The 15,841-nt window shown below is 52.6% G+C and carries 12 protein-coding genes; 9 read left to right on the plus strand and 3 right to left on the minus strand.

From position 1 onward, the window contains the following. Nucleotides 1-34: 34 nt before the first annotated feature. From LWL52_RS18400 to LWL52_RS18420, 5 genes are all read left to right on the plus strand, one after another. A complete protein-coding gene (locus LWL52_RS18400) occupies nucleotides 35-442 on the plus strand; it encodes a hypothetical protein (RefSeq protein WP_242923013.1) in 408 nt (135 codons plus the stop codon). 231 nt (nucleotides 443-673) lie between these two features. Next, nucleotides 674-1,078 carry an EVE domain-containing protein gene (locus tag LWL52_RS18405; protein WP_242923015.1) on the plus strand — a complete coding sequence of 135 codons (405 nt, stop codon included), beginning with the start codon at nucleotides 674-676 and terminating at the stop codon, nucleotides 1,076-1,078. A 110-nt stretch (nucleotides 1,079-1,188) separates the two neighbouring features. Continuing rightward, nucleotides 1,189-2,667, plus strand: coding sequence for a hypothetical protein (locus LWL52_RS18410; protein ID WP_242923018.1), 1,479 nt, complete (start codon nucleotides 1,189-1,191; stop codon nucleotides 2,665-2,667). Between the two features lie 277 nt (nucleotides 2,668-2,944). Continuing rightward, nucleotides 2,945-3,493, plus strand: coding sequence for a bifunctional pyr operon transcriptional regulator/uracil phosphoribosyltransferase PyrR (gene pyrR / locus LWL52_RS18415; RefSeq protein ID WP_242923020.1), 549 nt, complete (start codon nucleotides 2,945-2,947; stop codon nucleotides 3,491-3,493). 9 nt (nucleotides 3,494-3,502) lie between these two features. Further along, entirely contained in the window at nucleotides 3,503-4,426 is a 924-nt protein-coding gene (locus tag LWL52_RS18420; RefSeq protein WP_242923022.1) for an aspartate carbamoyltransferase catalytic subunit, read from the plus strand. A gap of 309 nt (nucleotides 4,427-4,735) precedes the next feature. Here the strand turns inward: LWL52_RS18420 and LWL52_RS18425 are convergent, their stop codons facing one another. The 3 genes from LWL52_RS18425 to LWL52_RS18435 form a co-directional block, all read right to left on the minus strand. Beyond that, nucleotides 4,736-6,214, minus strand: coding sequence for an OmpA family protein (locus LWL52_RS18425; protein ID WP_242923024.1), 1,479 nt, complete (start codon nucleotides 6,212-6,214; stop codon nucleotides 4,736-4,738). 384 nt (nucleotides 6,215-6,598) lie between these two features. Beyond that, nucleotides 6,599-7,891: an aminopeptidase P N-terminal domain-containing protein gene (locus LWL52_RS18430; protein ID WP_242923026.1), complete on the minus strand. Its 1,293-nt coding sequence runs from the start codon at nucleotides 7,889-7,891 to the stop codon at nucleotides 6,599-6,601. A gap of 189 nt (nucleotides 7,892-8,080) precedes the next feature. After that, nucleotides 8,081-9,094, minus strand: coding sequence for a glycosyltransferase family 9 protein (locus LWL52_RS18435; RefSeq protein WP_242923028.1), 1,014 nt, complete (start codon nucleotides 9,092-9,094; stop codon nucleotides 8,081-8,083). A gap of 282 nt (nucleotides 9,095-9,376) precedes the next feature. Between LWL52_RS18435 and LWL52_RS18440 the strand changes: the two genes are divergently transcribed. The 4 genes from LWL52_RS18440 to LWL52_RS18455 all read left to right on the plus strand — a co-directional run bounded on the left by LWL52_RS18440 (nucleotide 9,377) and on the right by LWL52_RS18455 (nucleotide 15,749). Beyond that, on the plus strand, nucleotides 9,377-10,129 hold the full coding sequence (locus LWL52_RS18440) for a hypothetical protein (RefSeq protein WP_242923030.1): 753 nt from the start codon (nucleotides 9,377-9,379) through the stop codon (nucleotides 10,127-10,129). Nucleotides 10,130-10,281: 152 nt separating this feature from the next. Then, nucleotides 10,282-11,514 (plus strand): M16 family metallopeptidase, encoded by a 1,233-nt coding sequence (locus LWL52_RS18445; RefSeq protein ID WP_242923032.1) that lies wholly within the window; start codon nucleotides 10,282-10,284, stop codon nucleotides 11,512-11,514. A 74-nt stretch (nucleotides 11,515-11,588) separates the two neighbouring features. Further along, nucleotides 11,589-12,233, plus strand: coding sequence for an O-methyltransferase (locus LWL52_RS18450; protein WP_242923034.1), 645 nt, complete (start codon nucleotides 11,589-11,591; stop codon nucleotides 12,231-12,233). A gap of 1,083 nt (nucleotides 12,234-13,316) precedes the next feature. After that, nucleotides 13,317-15,749 carry a LysM peptidoglycan-binding domain-containing protein gene (locus LWL52_RS18455; RefSeq protein WP_242923043.1) on the plus strand — a complete coding sequence of 811 codons (2,433 nt, stop codon included), beginning with the start codon at nucleotides 13,317-13,319 and terminating at the stop codon, nucleotides 15,747-15,749. Nucleotides 15,750-15,841 lie beyond the last annotated feature (92 nt).

The raw sequence follows: 15,841 nt of genomic DNA on the forward strand, positions 1-15,841 counted from the left end.
TTTACAAATTACCGCCCGGCCTAACTCCTTACGTATGAAACACGCATCGCTGCTTTGTATTCTGTGCCTGCTGCTGCTGGCCAACACCTGCAAAAAAGGCGATACGCTGCAGGCAGGGCTGATGGACAGGATCTGGCTGCACTCTTTTGAGGAAGACCAGGGCGACACCTCCGTTTACCGCCCCAACACCTATGATTTTCCGCCATCACGGGGCCGCACAGGCTTTTCGCTGGAGCCGGGCGGCCTTGTAAAACGCTACGAGATCGCGCCTACCGACGGCCTGGAAGAGCACGAAGGCACCTGGCAGCTCAAAGGGAAACACCTGGTGGAGGTGCACATGAACGAAAGCGACGTGCTGCCGCAGGATTATACCCTGGAGATCGTGTCGCTGGAAAAAAACGTGCTGAAAGTGCGCCGAAATCCCGGGCCGGAAGAAAAGTAGACAAGACACAGGTACAAGGATATTTGGCACAAGAATTTAAGGAGCAGGAAGGACCGGGGAAGTTTTCCTCCTCCCCAATGCTGTCCTCCTGAAAGAATGTAAAACCTGTTTCGTTTTTATACTTCCCGGCATAGCTTCCCTGCAAGTATAAACCCTCGCATTTTGGTGGCCTGCCGGCAAGTGCAATTTAAGTATAACTCTAATTTGTCTTCATCCTTACAATCATACATCATGCAACACTGGCTTGTAAAATCGGAACCTGAAACATATGCCTGGGCTGATCTGGTAAAACAGGGACGCGCCTGCTGGGATGGCGTTCGAAATTTCCAGGCCCGCAACAACCTTCAGCAGATGCTGCCCGGCGACCTGGTACTGTTTTACCACAGCGTTTCTGAAAAAGCCATCGTGGGCATTGCCCAGGTAGACAAAGCCGCTTACCCCGATCCTACGGCCGACGACCCCAAGTGGGTAGCCGTGGACCTGGTGCCTTTCCGCGATTTTAAAGACCCGGTTACGCTCGAGCAGATCAAGCAGGACAAGCGCCTGGAGCATATTGGCCTGCTGCGCCAGTCGCGCCTGTCGGTTATGCCGCTTACCGGCGAGGAATTTGACGTGCTGCTGGCCCTGGGCAACTAACAAGCCGAAAAAAGCAGGGAAGTAGAACAACGATTGGCAGCCAAACAGAGTACAAGGTTTTAACCGATACCTTCTATTACTCCGGTACTTCGTAGCACCAACACCCTCTTATGGCTAACGTTTGCTATCTGCTCTGGATGCTCCTCCTGCTGGTTGCCGGGCCACTCTGGGCACAGGCGCCCCGCCAGCCCGTGCGCCTCGAACTTCCCTTTAACGTGGAAGATACCTACGTGGAGGTGATTCCGCTGCCCGACAGCAGCCTGCTGGTATACCATAAAACCGGCGACAGTTGGGGGACCGATGCCACTTTCGGGTTTACCCGCTACGACCAACAACTGGAAGAAATATGGACGAGCGATGCCCCGCTCAAACCAGACCAGAACTTTATCCGCTCATTTACGGAAGCGCCTTATACTTACCTGCTCTTTGGAGGTATTAACCCACAGGAGTATACCATTGTGCGGGTAAACCTGGCGACCGGCAAAGCCTCGGTAAAAGATTATACGCTGGCAATGCTGGAAGCTATCTATGAATTCGGCGTGCTGCAGAACCGCTATTTCCTGATCGGGAAAAGTAAAAACGATACCCGCCCGCTACTGATTTACCTCAACCCCGATAACGGCGAGTTAAAACCTTTGCCGGCCATTTACGGCGACGAATCCACTTTTTCAGATTTACTCGTAGATGCGGCTCACCAGCGGGTGGATATTATCATTTCGGAATCGAATGGGCGCGTGGCACGCTTGCAGGTCAAGAGCTTTAACCCTGCCGGAGAGCTGATCGTGAACCAGTTTATACTACCCCGGCAGGACCGCAGCCTGCTGAATGCCGAAGTGAGCCCCGGCGACAGCATTACAAAATTGCTGATAGGAACCTATGGCGCCCGCGATGTGCGCTTTACCCAGGGTTTTTTTACCATGCCGGCCATGGCCGAGGAACGTGCTCCCAACTTTTACAGCGTGCTGCAACTGCGCAACTTCCTGAAATTTATGAAACCGCGCCGTGAGGAGCGCACGCGCCGCCGGGAGGCCGAACGCCTGAAAGCCGGCAAAGAGCCGGGCTACCGTTATCGCATGCTGCTCCACGACCTGATCCCCACGCCCAACGGGTATGTGCTAGCTGCCGAAGTCTATTACCCGCAGTTCCGCGACAACGCCTCGGATGCTTTTAACCGCACCATTTCGTTTGCCAAAGGCCCAGAAGGCTACAAGCACACGCATGTGGTAGCCATGGGATTCGATAAAGAGGGCGTATTGCTCTGGGACAACAGCTTCCCGATCGGGGATATCATCACGCCCACACTGACCCATACCGTAGAAATCGGGGCAAACCCCGCCGACGGCCGCGTGATCGTGGCGTACCCCGACAATGAAAAGATAGTATACCGCGTGATGCAGGACGACACCTATACCGATGAGGAAACAACGCTCAAGATCCTTCCTTACAACAAAACCGACAAGGTGGAAGACACCTCGGAAGAAGGCATTAAGTATTGGTATGGCAGCAACTTTGCGGCATTCGGTTTTCAGCGCATCAATGGAGCCGGCAAGGTGCGAAACGTTTTTTACGTCAACAAGATCAGCTTTTAATTGATGGGTGTTAATTGTTGATTGTTAAATGGCTGAATGGTTGAATAGATAATTGTTAATGGTTGAATAGATAATTGTTAATTGTTGGATAGGTTAACTCATACCTTGTAGCTGAGATTTTTTAAAGGATGATGTAGCACTTAACAACGTCAAATACCTTTGACACCTTTCATTGTGATCATTAACAGCAATCAACAAATAACAATCAACAATTAAACCGGGCAGCAGTTTAACAATTTGGCGTAACTCTTTATATTTGCAGCTATACTTCCGGCTTATGCAGAAAAGACTCATCGTAAACCATCAGCTGCTCGACATTATGGTGCTGCGCCTTTGCCACCAGCTCATCGAGAACCATGGCGATTTTTCTGATTCTGTGATCCTGGGCCTGCAGCCGCGGGGCCGGTTTGTAGCCCAACGCATCCAAAGCACCCTGGCGACCATCCTGGGCAAGCAAGTACCGACCGGCTTTCTGGACACCACCTTCCACCGCGATGATTTCCGACGCCGTGAAACACCGCTCACGGCTAATGCCACCAAGATCGATTTCCTGGTAGAAGGCAAAAATGTGGTGCTGGTCGACGACGTGCTTTACACGGGTCGCTCGGTTCGTGCCGCCCTGGATGCCATGATTGCCTATGGCCGGCCGGCCAGCGTGGAACTGCTCGTGCTCATAGACCGCCTCTACACCCGCCACCTGCCCATTGAGGCCACCTATGTGGGCCGGCAGGTAAACTCCCTGCAAAGCCAACGGGTACTGGTCGAGTGGAAAGACCAGCAAGCCGATGAAGACAATATCTGGTTGATTACCAAAACAGAAGAATAAATCCTCCTTATGCAAGAGCTCAGCGTCCGCAACCTGTTAGGCATCAAAGACATTACGCCGCAAGACATACAGCTCATTTTTGAGACAGCGGATAATTTTAAAGATGTGCTCAACAGGCCGATCAAAAAAGTACCTTCGCTGCGCGACATTACCATTGCCAACGTTTTCTTTGAGAACTCCACCCGCACGCGCCTCTCTTTTGAGCTAGCCGAGAAAAGGCTTTCTGCCGATGTGATCAACTTCAGCAGCAGTAGCAGCTCGGTAAAGAAAGGTGAAACCCTCCTGGATACGGTCAACAACATCTTGGCCATGAAAGTGGACATGATCGTGATGCGCCATGCCAGCCCGGGAGCGCCGCACTTTCTGAGCCGCCACATCAAAGCCAATATCGTAAATGCCGGCGACGGCACCCACGAACATCCTACCCAGGCCCTGCTCGATGCCTTCTCGATCCGGGAGAAGTATGGCGAAGTGGCCGGTAAAAAAGTGGTGATCATTGGCGATATTCTCCATTCCAGGGTGGCTCTTTCCAACATCTTTGCACTCCAGAAACTGGGGGCCGAGGTGATGGTCTGCGGGCCGGTGACGCTGCTGCCCAAGTATATCAAAGAGCTGGGCGTGAAAGTGGAAACAGACGTGCGCAAAGCGCTGGCCTGGTGCGATGTGGCCAACGTGCTGCGCATACAGCTGGAGCGCCAGCAGATGAAGTATTTCCCGTCGTTGCGCGAGTATACGTTATACTATGGCATCGACAAAAAAATGCTCGACAGCCTGGACAAGGAAATAACCATTATGCACCCGGGCCCTATTAACCGTGGCGTAGAGCTGAGCTCCGATGCCGCCGACTCAAAACAGGCCATTATATTAAACCAGGTCGAGAACGGCGTTGCCATCCGGATGGCCGTTTTATACTTGCTGGCTGCCAAACAGTAAACTTTCCGTAATCCCGGCTTCTCCGGCGCCTACCTGGCGCAAGCATCCGCTTGTGCCAACTAATAGGTATGGTAGCTCCCTAAGTATGGCAACCACCCACCGGTGCCAAATTCGGGAAATGACGGAAATTACTTGTTAAGGATGAAGGCATAAGGCTGAGAAAGGCACAAGCGGACGCTTGCGCCAGAGTAAATCAGGGCTTTATACTTGATAGCAGTAGATACCGTTTTATCTGAACTATATAAAAGCAAAAAAGCGCCGCAGATCTCTCTGCGGCGCTTTTTGTTTCAGCTCTTGTTCAGGCAAGCCTTATTCCATATTCAGCTTCATGTCCGGCGTGTTCATCTCGAAACCAACCCGTCGGTTTTTAGCCCGGGCAGCTTCTGTTCTGCGTCTAGACAAGCGCTCATTCACTTTTACAAGTGGCTGTGTTTCACCGTAGCCTCTGGTTACCAGACGATCCGGGTTCTGCACACCTTGCGATACCAGGTAATCTTTTACCGCCTGTGCTCTGCGCTCAGACAGCGCCTGGTTATACTCTGCAGAACCGATAAAGTCTGCGTGGCCTTTGATCAGCAGTACGTGATCCTGGTATTTACCCAGTACCATTACGATGCTATCCAGCAGTTGCTTGTAGCTGTCGTCTACGCGGGCCTGGTCAAACTCGAAGCGTACTTTCTCATCCAGCAGTTTCAGCGTAGCGGCATCCAGTTCAGGGCAACCACCTTTTTCAGCTGGTCCGGCTGTGTTAGGGCAAATATCTTCGTTATCTGCTACACCGTCGCCGTCAGTATCTACCGGGCAACCGTCCGGACCAACCTGCACACCGGCAGGAGAATCAGGGCACTTATCGTTAGCGTCAGCTACACCGTCGCCATCTGCGTCAGGGCAGCCTTGCAGGTTCGCTACACCAGCCTGATCAGGGCACTGGTCGTCTTTATCAGCTACACCGTCACCGTCACGGTCAGGGCAACCCTGCAGGTTGGCTACGCCAGCCTCTGTCGGGCACTGATCCTGGTAATCCGGCACGCTGTCACCGTCTGTATCGATCGGGCAACCTTGCTTATCCACCTGCACACCGGTTGGGGTATCAGGGCATTTGTCTCTTCTGTCCGGCACACCATCCGCGTCCGTATCTTTTGCTTTTCCTAAACCGAAGCCCAGGCCAACATTGTGCATCAGGAAGCGATCGTTGTCGCCTTCAGAAACACCGTCGAACTTATCATTGCCTGTCAGCATGTAGTTGGATTCGATAAAGAGGCTAACCGCGTCAGAGAAGCGGAAGCGGATACCGGCACCACCCATGGCAGCAGCTGTAATGAACTTGTCGTCCTGCAAAGAAGAACCATCAGCCAGCGTTGCATCTGTTTTGGTCCAAACGCCACCACCGGCCAGTTGCAGGTATGGTCCGATAAAAGCATCCTCTTTCAGAATAGTGCCATACATCTTCAGGCGAAGACCCAGCATAGCTGTTCCGAAGTGGGCATCAAACTTAGGCAACACTGCTCCTACCATAGCGCCTTCGGCGTTGGTGTGGTTGTAAGTTAAATGCAAGCCCGCATCAAAAGAGGGGCTGATATAACGGTTCAGGTTGATACCTCCGCCCCATTCCAGCTTATTATGATCCCAGTACTGGTTTTCTAGATCGCCCTTATATTGTAGAGCACTGCCATATATCTGGAGATTTGTGGGCTGGTCGGAACTTTGTGCCTGCACCTCGTTCGTAGTTACCAGCAGGGCTGCTACCGCGAGGGCTGTTGTACATAGTTTTGTAAGTTTTGTTCGCATGATTTTTTAAAGTATATTTTGATATGACAATACGTGCATGTTTCTAATCGAGTTTTATGTTGTTAAAAATTTAACAAAACTGCGGGGTCAGAAAAGGTAGCGGAATGGTAAATCCAGGATGAGAAGTAGAGTTGCATCATAAATAAGCCGGTTTTAAATTATATGTCAAACACGCTGCGCAACCTTTTGATAGCCAACCCGAATTGCACAGCAACTACACAGGACCTCTGCCTGCGGCTTTCAATAGCGGATTACTATTTAACTCAAACTGTTTTTAGAAAACAAAGTTGTAAGCGTTATAAAAAAATAATGCAAAGCCCATAAATATAGGGTAAGTGCAATAAAAAAGGCTGCCGGAAATGCCAGCAGCCTTTTTTGTTGCACTTAGCGCGCCTGCATGAGGCGCTCGATCTCATCGGCCTCTAGCGGTATATCCTTCATCAGGTCCACAGGGCCGTTTTTTGTGACCAGGATATCGTTCTCTAACCGGATGCCGATACCCTCTTCGCGGATGTAAATACCCGGCTCGCAGGTAAACACCATCCCTTCTTCAAACGGGCGGTACTTGCTGCCCACATCATGCACATCCAGCCCCAGCAAATGCGATGTGCCGTGCATAAAATATTTCCTATACAGCGGGTTGGCCGGGTCCTGGTTGCGTACATCGCCCTGGTTCAGCAGGCCCAGCCGCAGCAGCTCGTTCTCCATTACGGTGCCCACAAACTTGTGGTACTGGCCCAGCGTATTCCCGGGCACCAGCATCTGGGTGGCGGTTTTCATTACGCGCAGCACCGACTCATACACATCGCGCTGGCGCTGGGTAAATTTGCCGTTCACCGGCACCGTGCGGGTCAGGTCGGAGGCATAGTTGGCGTACTCGGCCCCAAAGTCCATCAGCACCAGGTCGCCGTCGCGGCATGCCTGGTCGTTATCCACATAATGCAGGATGCAGGCATTGGCCCCGGAAGCGATAATGGAACTATAAGCCGGGCCGCGGGAGCGGTTGCGGAGAAACTCATGGTAGAGCTCGGCCTCAATTTCATACTCCATCACGCCCGGTTTGATAAAGGGTAGCACCCTGCGGAAGCCCCGTTCGGTGATCTGACAGGCTTTCCGGATCAGCGCCAGCTCTGCTTCCGATTTAATGGCGCGCAGCTGGTGCATAATGGGCGCGCTGCGCTCATACTTGTGCAGCGGATAATGTTGCTGGCACCATTTAATAAAGCGGGCATCGCGGGTTTCTACCTCCACCACGGCGCGCAGGTGCTCGTTGCTGTTCAGATACACGTGTTCTGCCTCAAACAGCAGCCCGTGCAGTACATCGTTAAATTCATGCGTCCAGTACACGGTCTTAATGCCGGACACTTCCCGGGCCTGCTGTTTGGTGAGCTTATAGCCTTCCCAGGTCAGGACCTGATCGCTGGTTTCACGCACAAACAACACCTCCTGCATGCGCGGGTCTTTTGCATCAGGGAACAGCAACAGGATACTTTCTTCCTGGTCCACGCCCGAGAGGTAGAACAGGTCGTTGTTCTGCCGGAAAGCCATCGTGCCGTCGGCATTGGTCGGCATCACATCGTTGGAGTGAAAGATAGCGATGGCCGAAGGCTTGAGATGCCTGCTGAAGTTGTGCCGGTTATGAACGAACAGGTCCGGACTGATAGGTGCGTATCTCATTTTTATAACTTTATAGATGCGTCGCGGCACGGGGTGCAAACGACAGGTAGCAAAACGTTTTGTTAGAATAACAGGAGTGCAGGTGAACGAACCACATAATCAGGCTTGCGGTGCAGGCAACCTACGGGCAGGCCTTTAATAGGATAGCCAGAAAACGCCGCGGGCACGCTGCTAGTATTTATTTTTAGCTCAACCGCTTTGCGGGCGCTGCCCGGCAAGGGCTAGTACCTCCAGCAGCTGCTCGTTGCGGATCTCGCGGGCGCACTTGAAATGGCCTTCGGGGCAGGCTTTGTACCCGTGCAAGCCGCAGGGGCGGCAATACAGCGGCTCGGGGCGCTCTACTATCCGGGCAAAGTCAGCCAAGGGGCCAAACCCGAAACCGGGTACTGTGGAGCAGTAAATGGCGCAGGTTGGCGCATTCAGGGCCGAGGCCAGGTGCATGGGGCCCGAGTCGTTCACATAGTTCAGCACCGCATCGCGCATCAGCGCCGCCGACTGCAGCAGGTTGAGCTGGCCACACAAATTCGCTACGCGGGTATTTATACTTTGGGCGATGATCGTGTTGCAATGTTCCTTATCAGCTGGCGAGCCCAGTAGGTATACTTTATACTTGTTATCGAGGCTATCCAGCAGCTGTACCCATTGCTCCAGCGGGTACTGTTTGGTAAACCACACCGAGGTAGGCGCCATGCAGATAAAAGGTTCGGCCTTCAGGGGCTGCACTTTCGCAAAATCAGCTTCTGAAGGATAGAGCTTCGGCGCGGCCGCAACGGCATCGGTTACTGCCTGAATAAGCAGGTGGTTGCGCTCCACCTCGTGCGTACCAGAAGCAATATCGTGTGGGTAGCGGCGCGTGAAAAACCGGGAGAACGGGTTCTTGTCGAAGCCCACGGTGGTAGTAGCGCCCGACAGGGCCGTGAGCAGGCCGGTGGCCCCGAAACGCTGCACATTCACCACCAGGTCATACTTCTGGCTGCGGATCTGGCCCAGCAGTTGGAGCAAACTTTTATACTTGCCTTGCTGCTTGTCCCAGATAAGTACCTGACTAAGCAAAGGGTGCCCCTTCAGCAACGACTCATTGCCCTTGCGCAGCAAAAAATCCAGCTGGGCGCCGGGGTAGCAGGCGTGCAGTTTTTCTACCAGCGCGGTGGCCAGCACCACATCCCCCAGAAAAGCCGTTTGTATGATCAGTATCTTTTTCATCTGCCCTGTTGGAGCAAAGCTACGCCAAAGAGCCGGGAGTTAAAAACATTCCACTCTGTTGCCTTCCACCCAAACCCAAGATCACCCAAAGTATAGCAGCGCTTTCCCTGGCGTGCCCGGCCATTCGTTTACTAAGTATTTTGAATAAACTGTGAAAAACAGCGTTTTCTGTTTTAATATTGAACTATGGCCGCGTGCCAGGTATAAGCCTCCGATCCACTTTACAGCTAAATAACAGAAACACAAGCCACAAAGCCCACGCATCAGCTAATCCTATTATATATGAGTAAATATATATTACCCTTCAGTTTTTTCCTGCTTCTTTTAGTTTCCATGTCCGGGTGCGTTTCTACCTATATGCCCAACGCGCCCAACGTGCCCATGTTCACCGAGAAAGGTGAGCTCAGCGCCGCCGGCCACATCACGCCCAAAGGAAATATTACCTTTAATACGGCGTATGCTGTTTCCGATCATTTTGCGGTGATGGTAAACGGCTCGATGCTTAACAGCGAGCGCCGGAAAAGAGATTTCCGCCATAACCTACTGGAAGCGGGCGGCGGCTACTTTACCACCTTTGGCCCGCAGCAGGACCGGGTGCTGGAAGTATACGCCGGCGTAGGAGGCGGCAGCAGCGACCGGACCGAAAAAGACGAGAACAAAGAAGGCATTATGAAGTATACGCGCTACGAGGCCGACTTCAGCAAGTATTTTGTGCAGGTAAACTTCAGCTCCAAACGAAAAAAATCGCTGCACCTGCTCAGCCGCGATTTCCCGCTGAACTACGGCACGGCACTGCGCGCCAGTTACATCAACATGAACAAATACCTGGTAAACGGCATCCCCGGCGAGGAGGAGGATAACATCTTCTTCGAACCGATCTTTTATACCCGCCTGGCCCTGAACCGGTCGGTGCAACTGCAGTATACCAGCGGCGCCAACTTCGGCCTGAAGAACCGCAAAACCCTGACGGCCGGCTACTCGGTGTTCTCGCTGGGTTTTGTGGTGAACGTGGGCAACCTGGGCAGAGGAAATTAATGCCTCTGCGCCAGGTAGTTTATACCTGCCTGACCCTATTTTATACCTTCGGTTTTAAAGCAGGCATACCGTGGCACTACGCTGCTGCCGTAGGCCTGCTTTTTGCGTCTCTACTCTCTTTGCCGTACCTTTGCTGGCTAATTTTAGATTGAATGCCTGATTATCAAATCCATACTTTACCAAACGGCATCCGGGTGGTACACAAGCAAGTGCTGAACACCAAAATTGCCCATAGCGGCTTTATCCTGGACATTGGGAGCCGCGATGAGTTGCCCGACCAGCTGGGGCTGGCTCACTTCTGGGAGCACATGGCCTTTAAAGGAACCCAGAAGCGTAAATCGTTTCATATCCTGAACCGGCTGGAGTCTGTTGGCGGCGAGCTGAATGCTTATACGACCAAAGAAAAGCTGTGCTTTTACAGCTCGGTGCTCGACAATCATTTTGAAAAGTCGTTCGAGCTGCTCACCGACATTACGTTTCATTCCGTTTTTCCGGAGCGGGAGATCGAAAAGGAACGTGGCGTGATTCTGGAGGAAATGGCCATGTACCTAGATACCCCGGAAGAGGCCATTGTTGATGAGTTTGATGCCGTGGTGTACGACGGTCACCCGCTGGGCAACAACATCCTGGGCAGCAAAGAGAGCGTGTCGGGCTTTGTGAAAAAGGATTTTCTGCGCTTTATTGCCGACAACCTGAGCACCGACAAACTTGTTTTCTGCTCGGTGAGCAACCTGCCTTTTGCCAAAGTGCTGAAACTGGCCGAAAAATTTCTGCGCGATATCCCGGTGATCCACAAGGTGCGGGAGCGCGCGCCCTTCCGGCAGTATGTTCCCAAAGCCATTACGTTCGAGAAACCTATTTCTCAGGCGCATTGCGTGCTGGGCTGCCCGGCGTATGCGCTCAACGACGAGCGCCGCATTCCGTTCTTTATGCTGACCAACATACTGGGCGGCCCGGGCATGAACTCGCGCCTGAACCTGGCCGTGCGCGAAAAGCATGGCCTGGTGTATACCATCGATGCCAACTACGCTACTTACATTGATACGGGCTTGCTGTCGATCTACTTTGGCACCGAAAAAAAGCAGCTCCGCCGCACCACCTCGCTGGTATTAAAAGAGTTGAAAAAGCTGCGCGAAAAACAACTGGGCTCGCTGCAACTGCACACGGCCAAAGAGCAGCTGATGGGCCAGCTGGCCATGGCCGAAGAAAGCAACATGGGCCTGATGATGATGATCGGCAAAAGCATCCTGGACCAGGACAAAGTGGAGCAACTCAACGAGATCTTCGAACAGATCAGAAGTATAACCGCCTCCGACCTGCTTGCCATTGCCAACGACGTGCTGCGCGACGAACAACTCAGCTTCCTGAATTATGTACCTAATTAATTGCTGATTGCTAAATGGTTAAATTGTTCTAAACACACAGCAATTTAACAAGCAACAATTTAACAATTATCCTCATGGAATTCCTGGACGAAGAACTACAGCAATACGCCGAAGCACATACCTCGCCGGAGAGTGCGCTGCTGCACAAGGTAAACCGGCAGACGCACCTGAGCGTGCTCAAGCCGCGCATGCTTTCCGGGCACATGCAGGGGCGCATCCTGGCCATGTTCTCCCAGATGCTGCAGCCCCGCCAGATCCTGGAGATCGGGACCTATACCGGTTATTCGGCTCTTTGCCTGGCAGAAGGGCTGCAAGCCGGCGGCACGCTCCACACCATCGACATCAACGAAGAGCTGGAAGACCGCGTGCGGAGTTATTTTGAAGAGGCCGGGCTAACTGCATGTATAAAGTACTACCTGGGCAATGCACTGGAAATCATCCCCACCATCGAGGCCACCTTCGACCTGGTCTTTATCGATGCCGACAAGATCAACTATGCCCGCTACTACGACCTGGTGCTGGACCGCGTGCGCCCCGGCGGCTACATCATTGCCGACAACGTGCTGTGGAGCGGCAAAGTGTTGGCTAAATACCGCAAAAAGCTCGACGAGGATACCAAAGCGGTGCTGGACTTTAACCAAATGGTGCAGGATGATGCCCGGGTGGAGAATGTGCTGTTACCGGTGCGCGACGGCTTGCTGATCGCCCGGAAGAAGTAGTGCGGTTCGAGGTCAGTTCGATGGCAGGAGGAAGCTGCTGCCGAACCGCAGATACTTTTTTTCAGCCGATCAATGTTTTTGGCAATGCTTAATAGCGGCTAATTTCCAAGTATAATATTATAGCTATACTTGTTACCTTGCGTTTGATGCTGGGTTTTATACTTCAGCCTATACTTGGTAGCTGATTTCATACCACCGTTTTATACTTTCGGCTATACCATGTAGCTATCTTACTTCATCCTTTTTATATTTTGGCTATCCTTGGTAGCTGCCCTTCTTCCTCAGTCTAATACTTGCCTCGTTTCATCTTATACTTTGGAGCGCTCCAAGCCCGCGAGGGCTCGTCCTTGCGTTTCGCGCTGTGGCGTGAAGCTGCTCCTCGCTGGCGCTGCGGGCTGCCGCATGCGCGGCACCGCAACACACCAAGGCGCTCAACCCAAGGACTGGGATCAATTCGATAGCTATTGTTTATACTTCAGCTTAAGTATAGGAAGGAAAGAATCAAAAGCTTTTGCTTTGCAACTTAAACCAAGTCCCCCTTTGAAGGGGGTAGGGGGATGTTATTACCTAACCACAATACTTATACTTGTCTCTAGTAAAACAGCCCTCTTTCCTATTCTGTCATCCTGAAAGGATCTTGTGAGCAAGCTAATGAAGCTAAAACTATACTTCTTATACCTAAGCTAAAGTAATTACAGACTCCCCGCCTTAAACACGGAGGGTTTGGGGGTGGTTGGCCTCAGGACCACAACGCCTATACTTCCGAAACAACCAACAGCCAAACTCCCTCCTGTTTTTAGTGCCGGGCTCAGGCAACAGACCTCCCCATTTCCCCAAAAAGCTAATAATCTGGCGCTTGGCCCGTTCTATACTTGCCCGCAGGAGCAGGCTGCTGCTGCGTCTGCAAAAAATAATACAAATAAGTTAGCCAACGGTTTTAGAATGCTTATCAAATTGCGTTAATTTCGTGCTGCTTACCGTCTGTGCTGAACATATTAGCTTATAGCTATTTAGCGGCAACCGCCTCAATGGTAAGTAGAGCCCGAATTCAACGATTAGCCAAGTATAAGTCCCGCTTTGATAATGAGAAAACAGTGTACGCTTCTCTTCCTGCTTTTATTGCCGCTGTTGGCAATGGCCCAGAATATTACAGTGCCCAACAATGTATACTTTGCTGATATCCATCTGAAGCTTTCGGATGGTGCCCAGCAGGAGATCCAGAAGAAAGTGGACGCGCTGCACCGCAACCAGACCTATTTTAAAAAGAAAGTGGAGCTGGCCGATGCTTATTTTCCCATTATTGAGCGCGTATTTAAGGAAGAAGGCGTGCCGGATGATTTCAAATACCTGGCCCTGCAGGAAAGCGGACTGGTGGGCGATGCCATCTCTACTTCCAACGCCGTTGGCTACTGGCAGTTTAAAAAAGAGGCGGCCTCCGACTTTAACCTGCGCATGGACAATGTGGTGGACGAGCGCCGCCACATCATAGAGGCCAGCCGCGGGGCGGCGCGCTATTTTAAGCGCAGCAACAACTACTACGACAACTGGTTTAATGCCCTGCTCTCGTATTACCTGGGCTATACCGGCGTAAAAAGCTATACTACTTCCCGGGATGTGGGCTCCAAGAAAATGGAGATTACTGAACGGTCGCACCCGTACATCCTCACGTTCCTGGCGCACAAGATCGCTTACGACAACTTTGTAGGCAAAAACACGCCGGTGGTTTCGCTGCGCGAGATGCGGGCCACTCCCGGCCAGAGCCTCTCGGAAATAGCCCTAGCTACTAAAACGGATTATGCCGAGCTGGAGCGCTATAACAAATGGCTGCTGGGCAACAGCATTCCGTCCGGCAAAGATTACTACGTGATGGTGCCGGTGCGCAACGGCGGCAGCGACAGCGGCCTGCTGGCCTCCAGCAACGAAAGCAATACAGCACGACGCCAGGCAACAACAGGGATGGCCGCTGCCATGGTAAAGCGCAATGGTCTGAATGCCCTGATCGCCCGTCCCGGCGATACAAAAGACAAGCTGGCCCTGCAGGCCGGCATTTCTACCCGCCGCTTTCTCAAGTATAACGACCTGCACAGTTTCGATAACATCCAACAAGGAGCAGCCTATTATATTGAGCCTAAAAACACCTCGGCCGAGGCTGAGTTCCACGTGGTGCAGCCCGGTGAGAACATGCAACAGATCTCCCAGCATTATGGCCTGAAGCTGAACTACCTGCGCTACAAAAACCGCATGAGCCGCAACGAGGTACCCGTGCCCGGCCGTGTATTATGGCTGCAAAAGCGCCGTCCGGCTACCACCGTCGTGGAAGTGCGGGATGTAAACAAGGCTGCTAAGGGTTCCGCTGCAGCGCCGGCCAGTTACAGCAAGCCAGTAGCCAGCAGCAGCACGCCACAAAACCAGCCTGCGGCGGTCACACCGGAGCATAAACCAAAGGAGAGTATCTTTACCCGGTTCTTTAACAGCCTGAAGGGCGGCAGAAAACACGCTGAAACGGCTGAGGCTACACCAGCCACACCTACGCATGCTCCGGTTAAAGTAGCCGCTCCAACGGCTGCAAAACAGGCAAACCCCATTACGCAGGAGAACGAGCAGGAGGAAGCCGATACGGTAGCCGTGCAGCAAGAGGCCATTCCTGCCGCTGAACCTACCCCCTCGGTGTTATACCCTGCGTCATCCAAAGCAACCGCTGACACTTTAATGCAGCAGGAAGAAGACTGGGCCGTGGATACGGTGAACTGGCCTGTTAAAACAACGCCTGCCACGACCGGAAATGCCGTAGAACCGGCAGCAGAAAGCACGGCAACAGACACGATCTTTAAAGAACCGGCGCCTAAAGCTGCCACACCTGCCAAGCCACGCTCAACGCCCAAGGCAGCAGCACCTGCCAAAGCGCCCGCGGCAACTGCCAGACCAGAGGAAACTGCGGTGAAAAGCCAGCCAGCGGCCAAACCAACCCGCCACGTAGTAAAGCAGGGCGAAACGCTCTACAGCATTTCCAGGATGTATGCCGTAACTGTAAATGATATTACGCGCTGGAACAACCTGGGCGAGGAACCGCTGAAGATGGGCCAGGAACTCCTGATTGCCGAGCCCCTGACAACGCCTGCCCAAACCGAAGCACCTGAAACAAGTGCTGCTCCGGCAAAAGCAACCAATGGTGTGCATACCGTAGCCCCGCACGAAACGCTTTACCAGATCTCTAAAATGTATAACGTTACGCTGGAGGAGCTGCGGGCGTGGAACAGCTTAAGTGACATCGCCATCAAACCCGGCCAGCAACTGCAGGTTGTAGCGCCCGCTGTGCCTGCTAAAGCCAGCGAGCCGGCACCTGCTGCCAAAAGCACTTTCAGCGGAAACAGTACCTACCATACCGTAGCCCCTGGCGAAAGTATGTACCAGATCTCCCGCCAGTATGGCGTTACCATCAAGGATATTATGGAGTGGAACAACAAGAGCGACTTTGCAGTAAGCGCCGGCGAGAAACTGCTCATCAAGAAAAAGTAAGGTGCTGCTTGCCACCAAATGGCAGGTATAAAGTATAACACACGAATAAAGCCGGTTGAGAAACCGGCTTTATTCGTTTAGGTGCCTTACTG

This window comes from Pontibacter liquoris, from assembly GCF_022758235.1.
In the GTDB taxonomy this organism is placed as follows: Bacteria; Bacteroidota; Bacteroidia; order Cytophagales; family Hymenobacteraceae; genus Pontibacter; species Pontibacter liquoris.

What these genes read in the sequence shown, in the direction of transcription:
- LWL52_RS18400 (WP_242923013.1), top strand. Translation starts at nt 35, where the DNA reads ATGAAACACGCATCGCTGCTTTGTATTCTGTGCCTGCTGCTGCTGGCC.
- LWL52_RS18405 (WP_242923015.1), top strand. Translation starts at nt 674, where the DNA reads ATGCAACACTGGCTTGTAAAATCGGAACCTGAAACATATGCCTGGGCT.
- LWL52_RS18410 (WP_242923018.1), top strand. Translation starts at nt 1,189, where the DNA reads ATGGCTAACGTTTGCTATCTGCTCTGGATGCTCCTCCTGCTGGTTGCC.
- pyrR (WP_242923020.1), top strand. Translation starts at nt 2,945, where the DNA reads ATGCAGAAAAGACTCATCGTAAACCATCAGCTGCTCGACATTATGGTG.
- LWL52_RS18420 (WP_242923022.1), top strand. Translation starts at nt 3,503, where the DNA reads ATGCAAGAGCTCAGCGTCCGCAACCTGTTAGGCATCAAAGACATTACG.
- LWL52_RS18425 (WP_242923024.1), bottom strand. Translation starts at nt 6,214, where the DNA reads ATGCGAACAAAACTTACAAAACTATGTACAACAGCCCTCGCGGTAGCA.
- LWL52_RS18430 (WP_242923026.1), bottom strand. Translation starts at nt 7,891, where the DNA reads ATGAGATACGCACCTATCAGTCCGGACCTGTTCGTTCATAACCGGCAC.
- LWL52_RS18435 (WP_242923028.1), bottom strand. Translation starts at nt 9,094, where the DNA reads ATGAAAAAGATACTGATCATACAAACGGCTTTTCTGGGGGATGTGGTG.
- LWL52_RS18440 (WP_242923030.1), top strand. Translation starts at nt 9,377, where the DNA reads ATGAGTAAATATATATTACCCTTCAGTTTTTTCCTGCTTCTTTTAGTT.
- LWL52_RS18445 (WP_242923032.1), top strand. Translation starts at nt 10,282, where the DNA reads ATGCCTGATTATCAAATCCATACTTTACCAAACGGCATCCGGGTGGTA.
- LWL52_RS18450 (WP_242923034.1), top strand. Translation starts at nt 11,589, where the DNA reads ATGGAATTCCTGGACGAAGAACTACAGCAATACGCCGAAGCACATACC.
- LWL52_RS18455 (WP_242923043.1), top strand. Translation starts at nt 13,317, where the DNA reads ATGAGAAAACAGTGTACGCTTCTCTTCCTGCTTTTATTGCCGCTGTTG.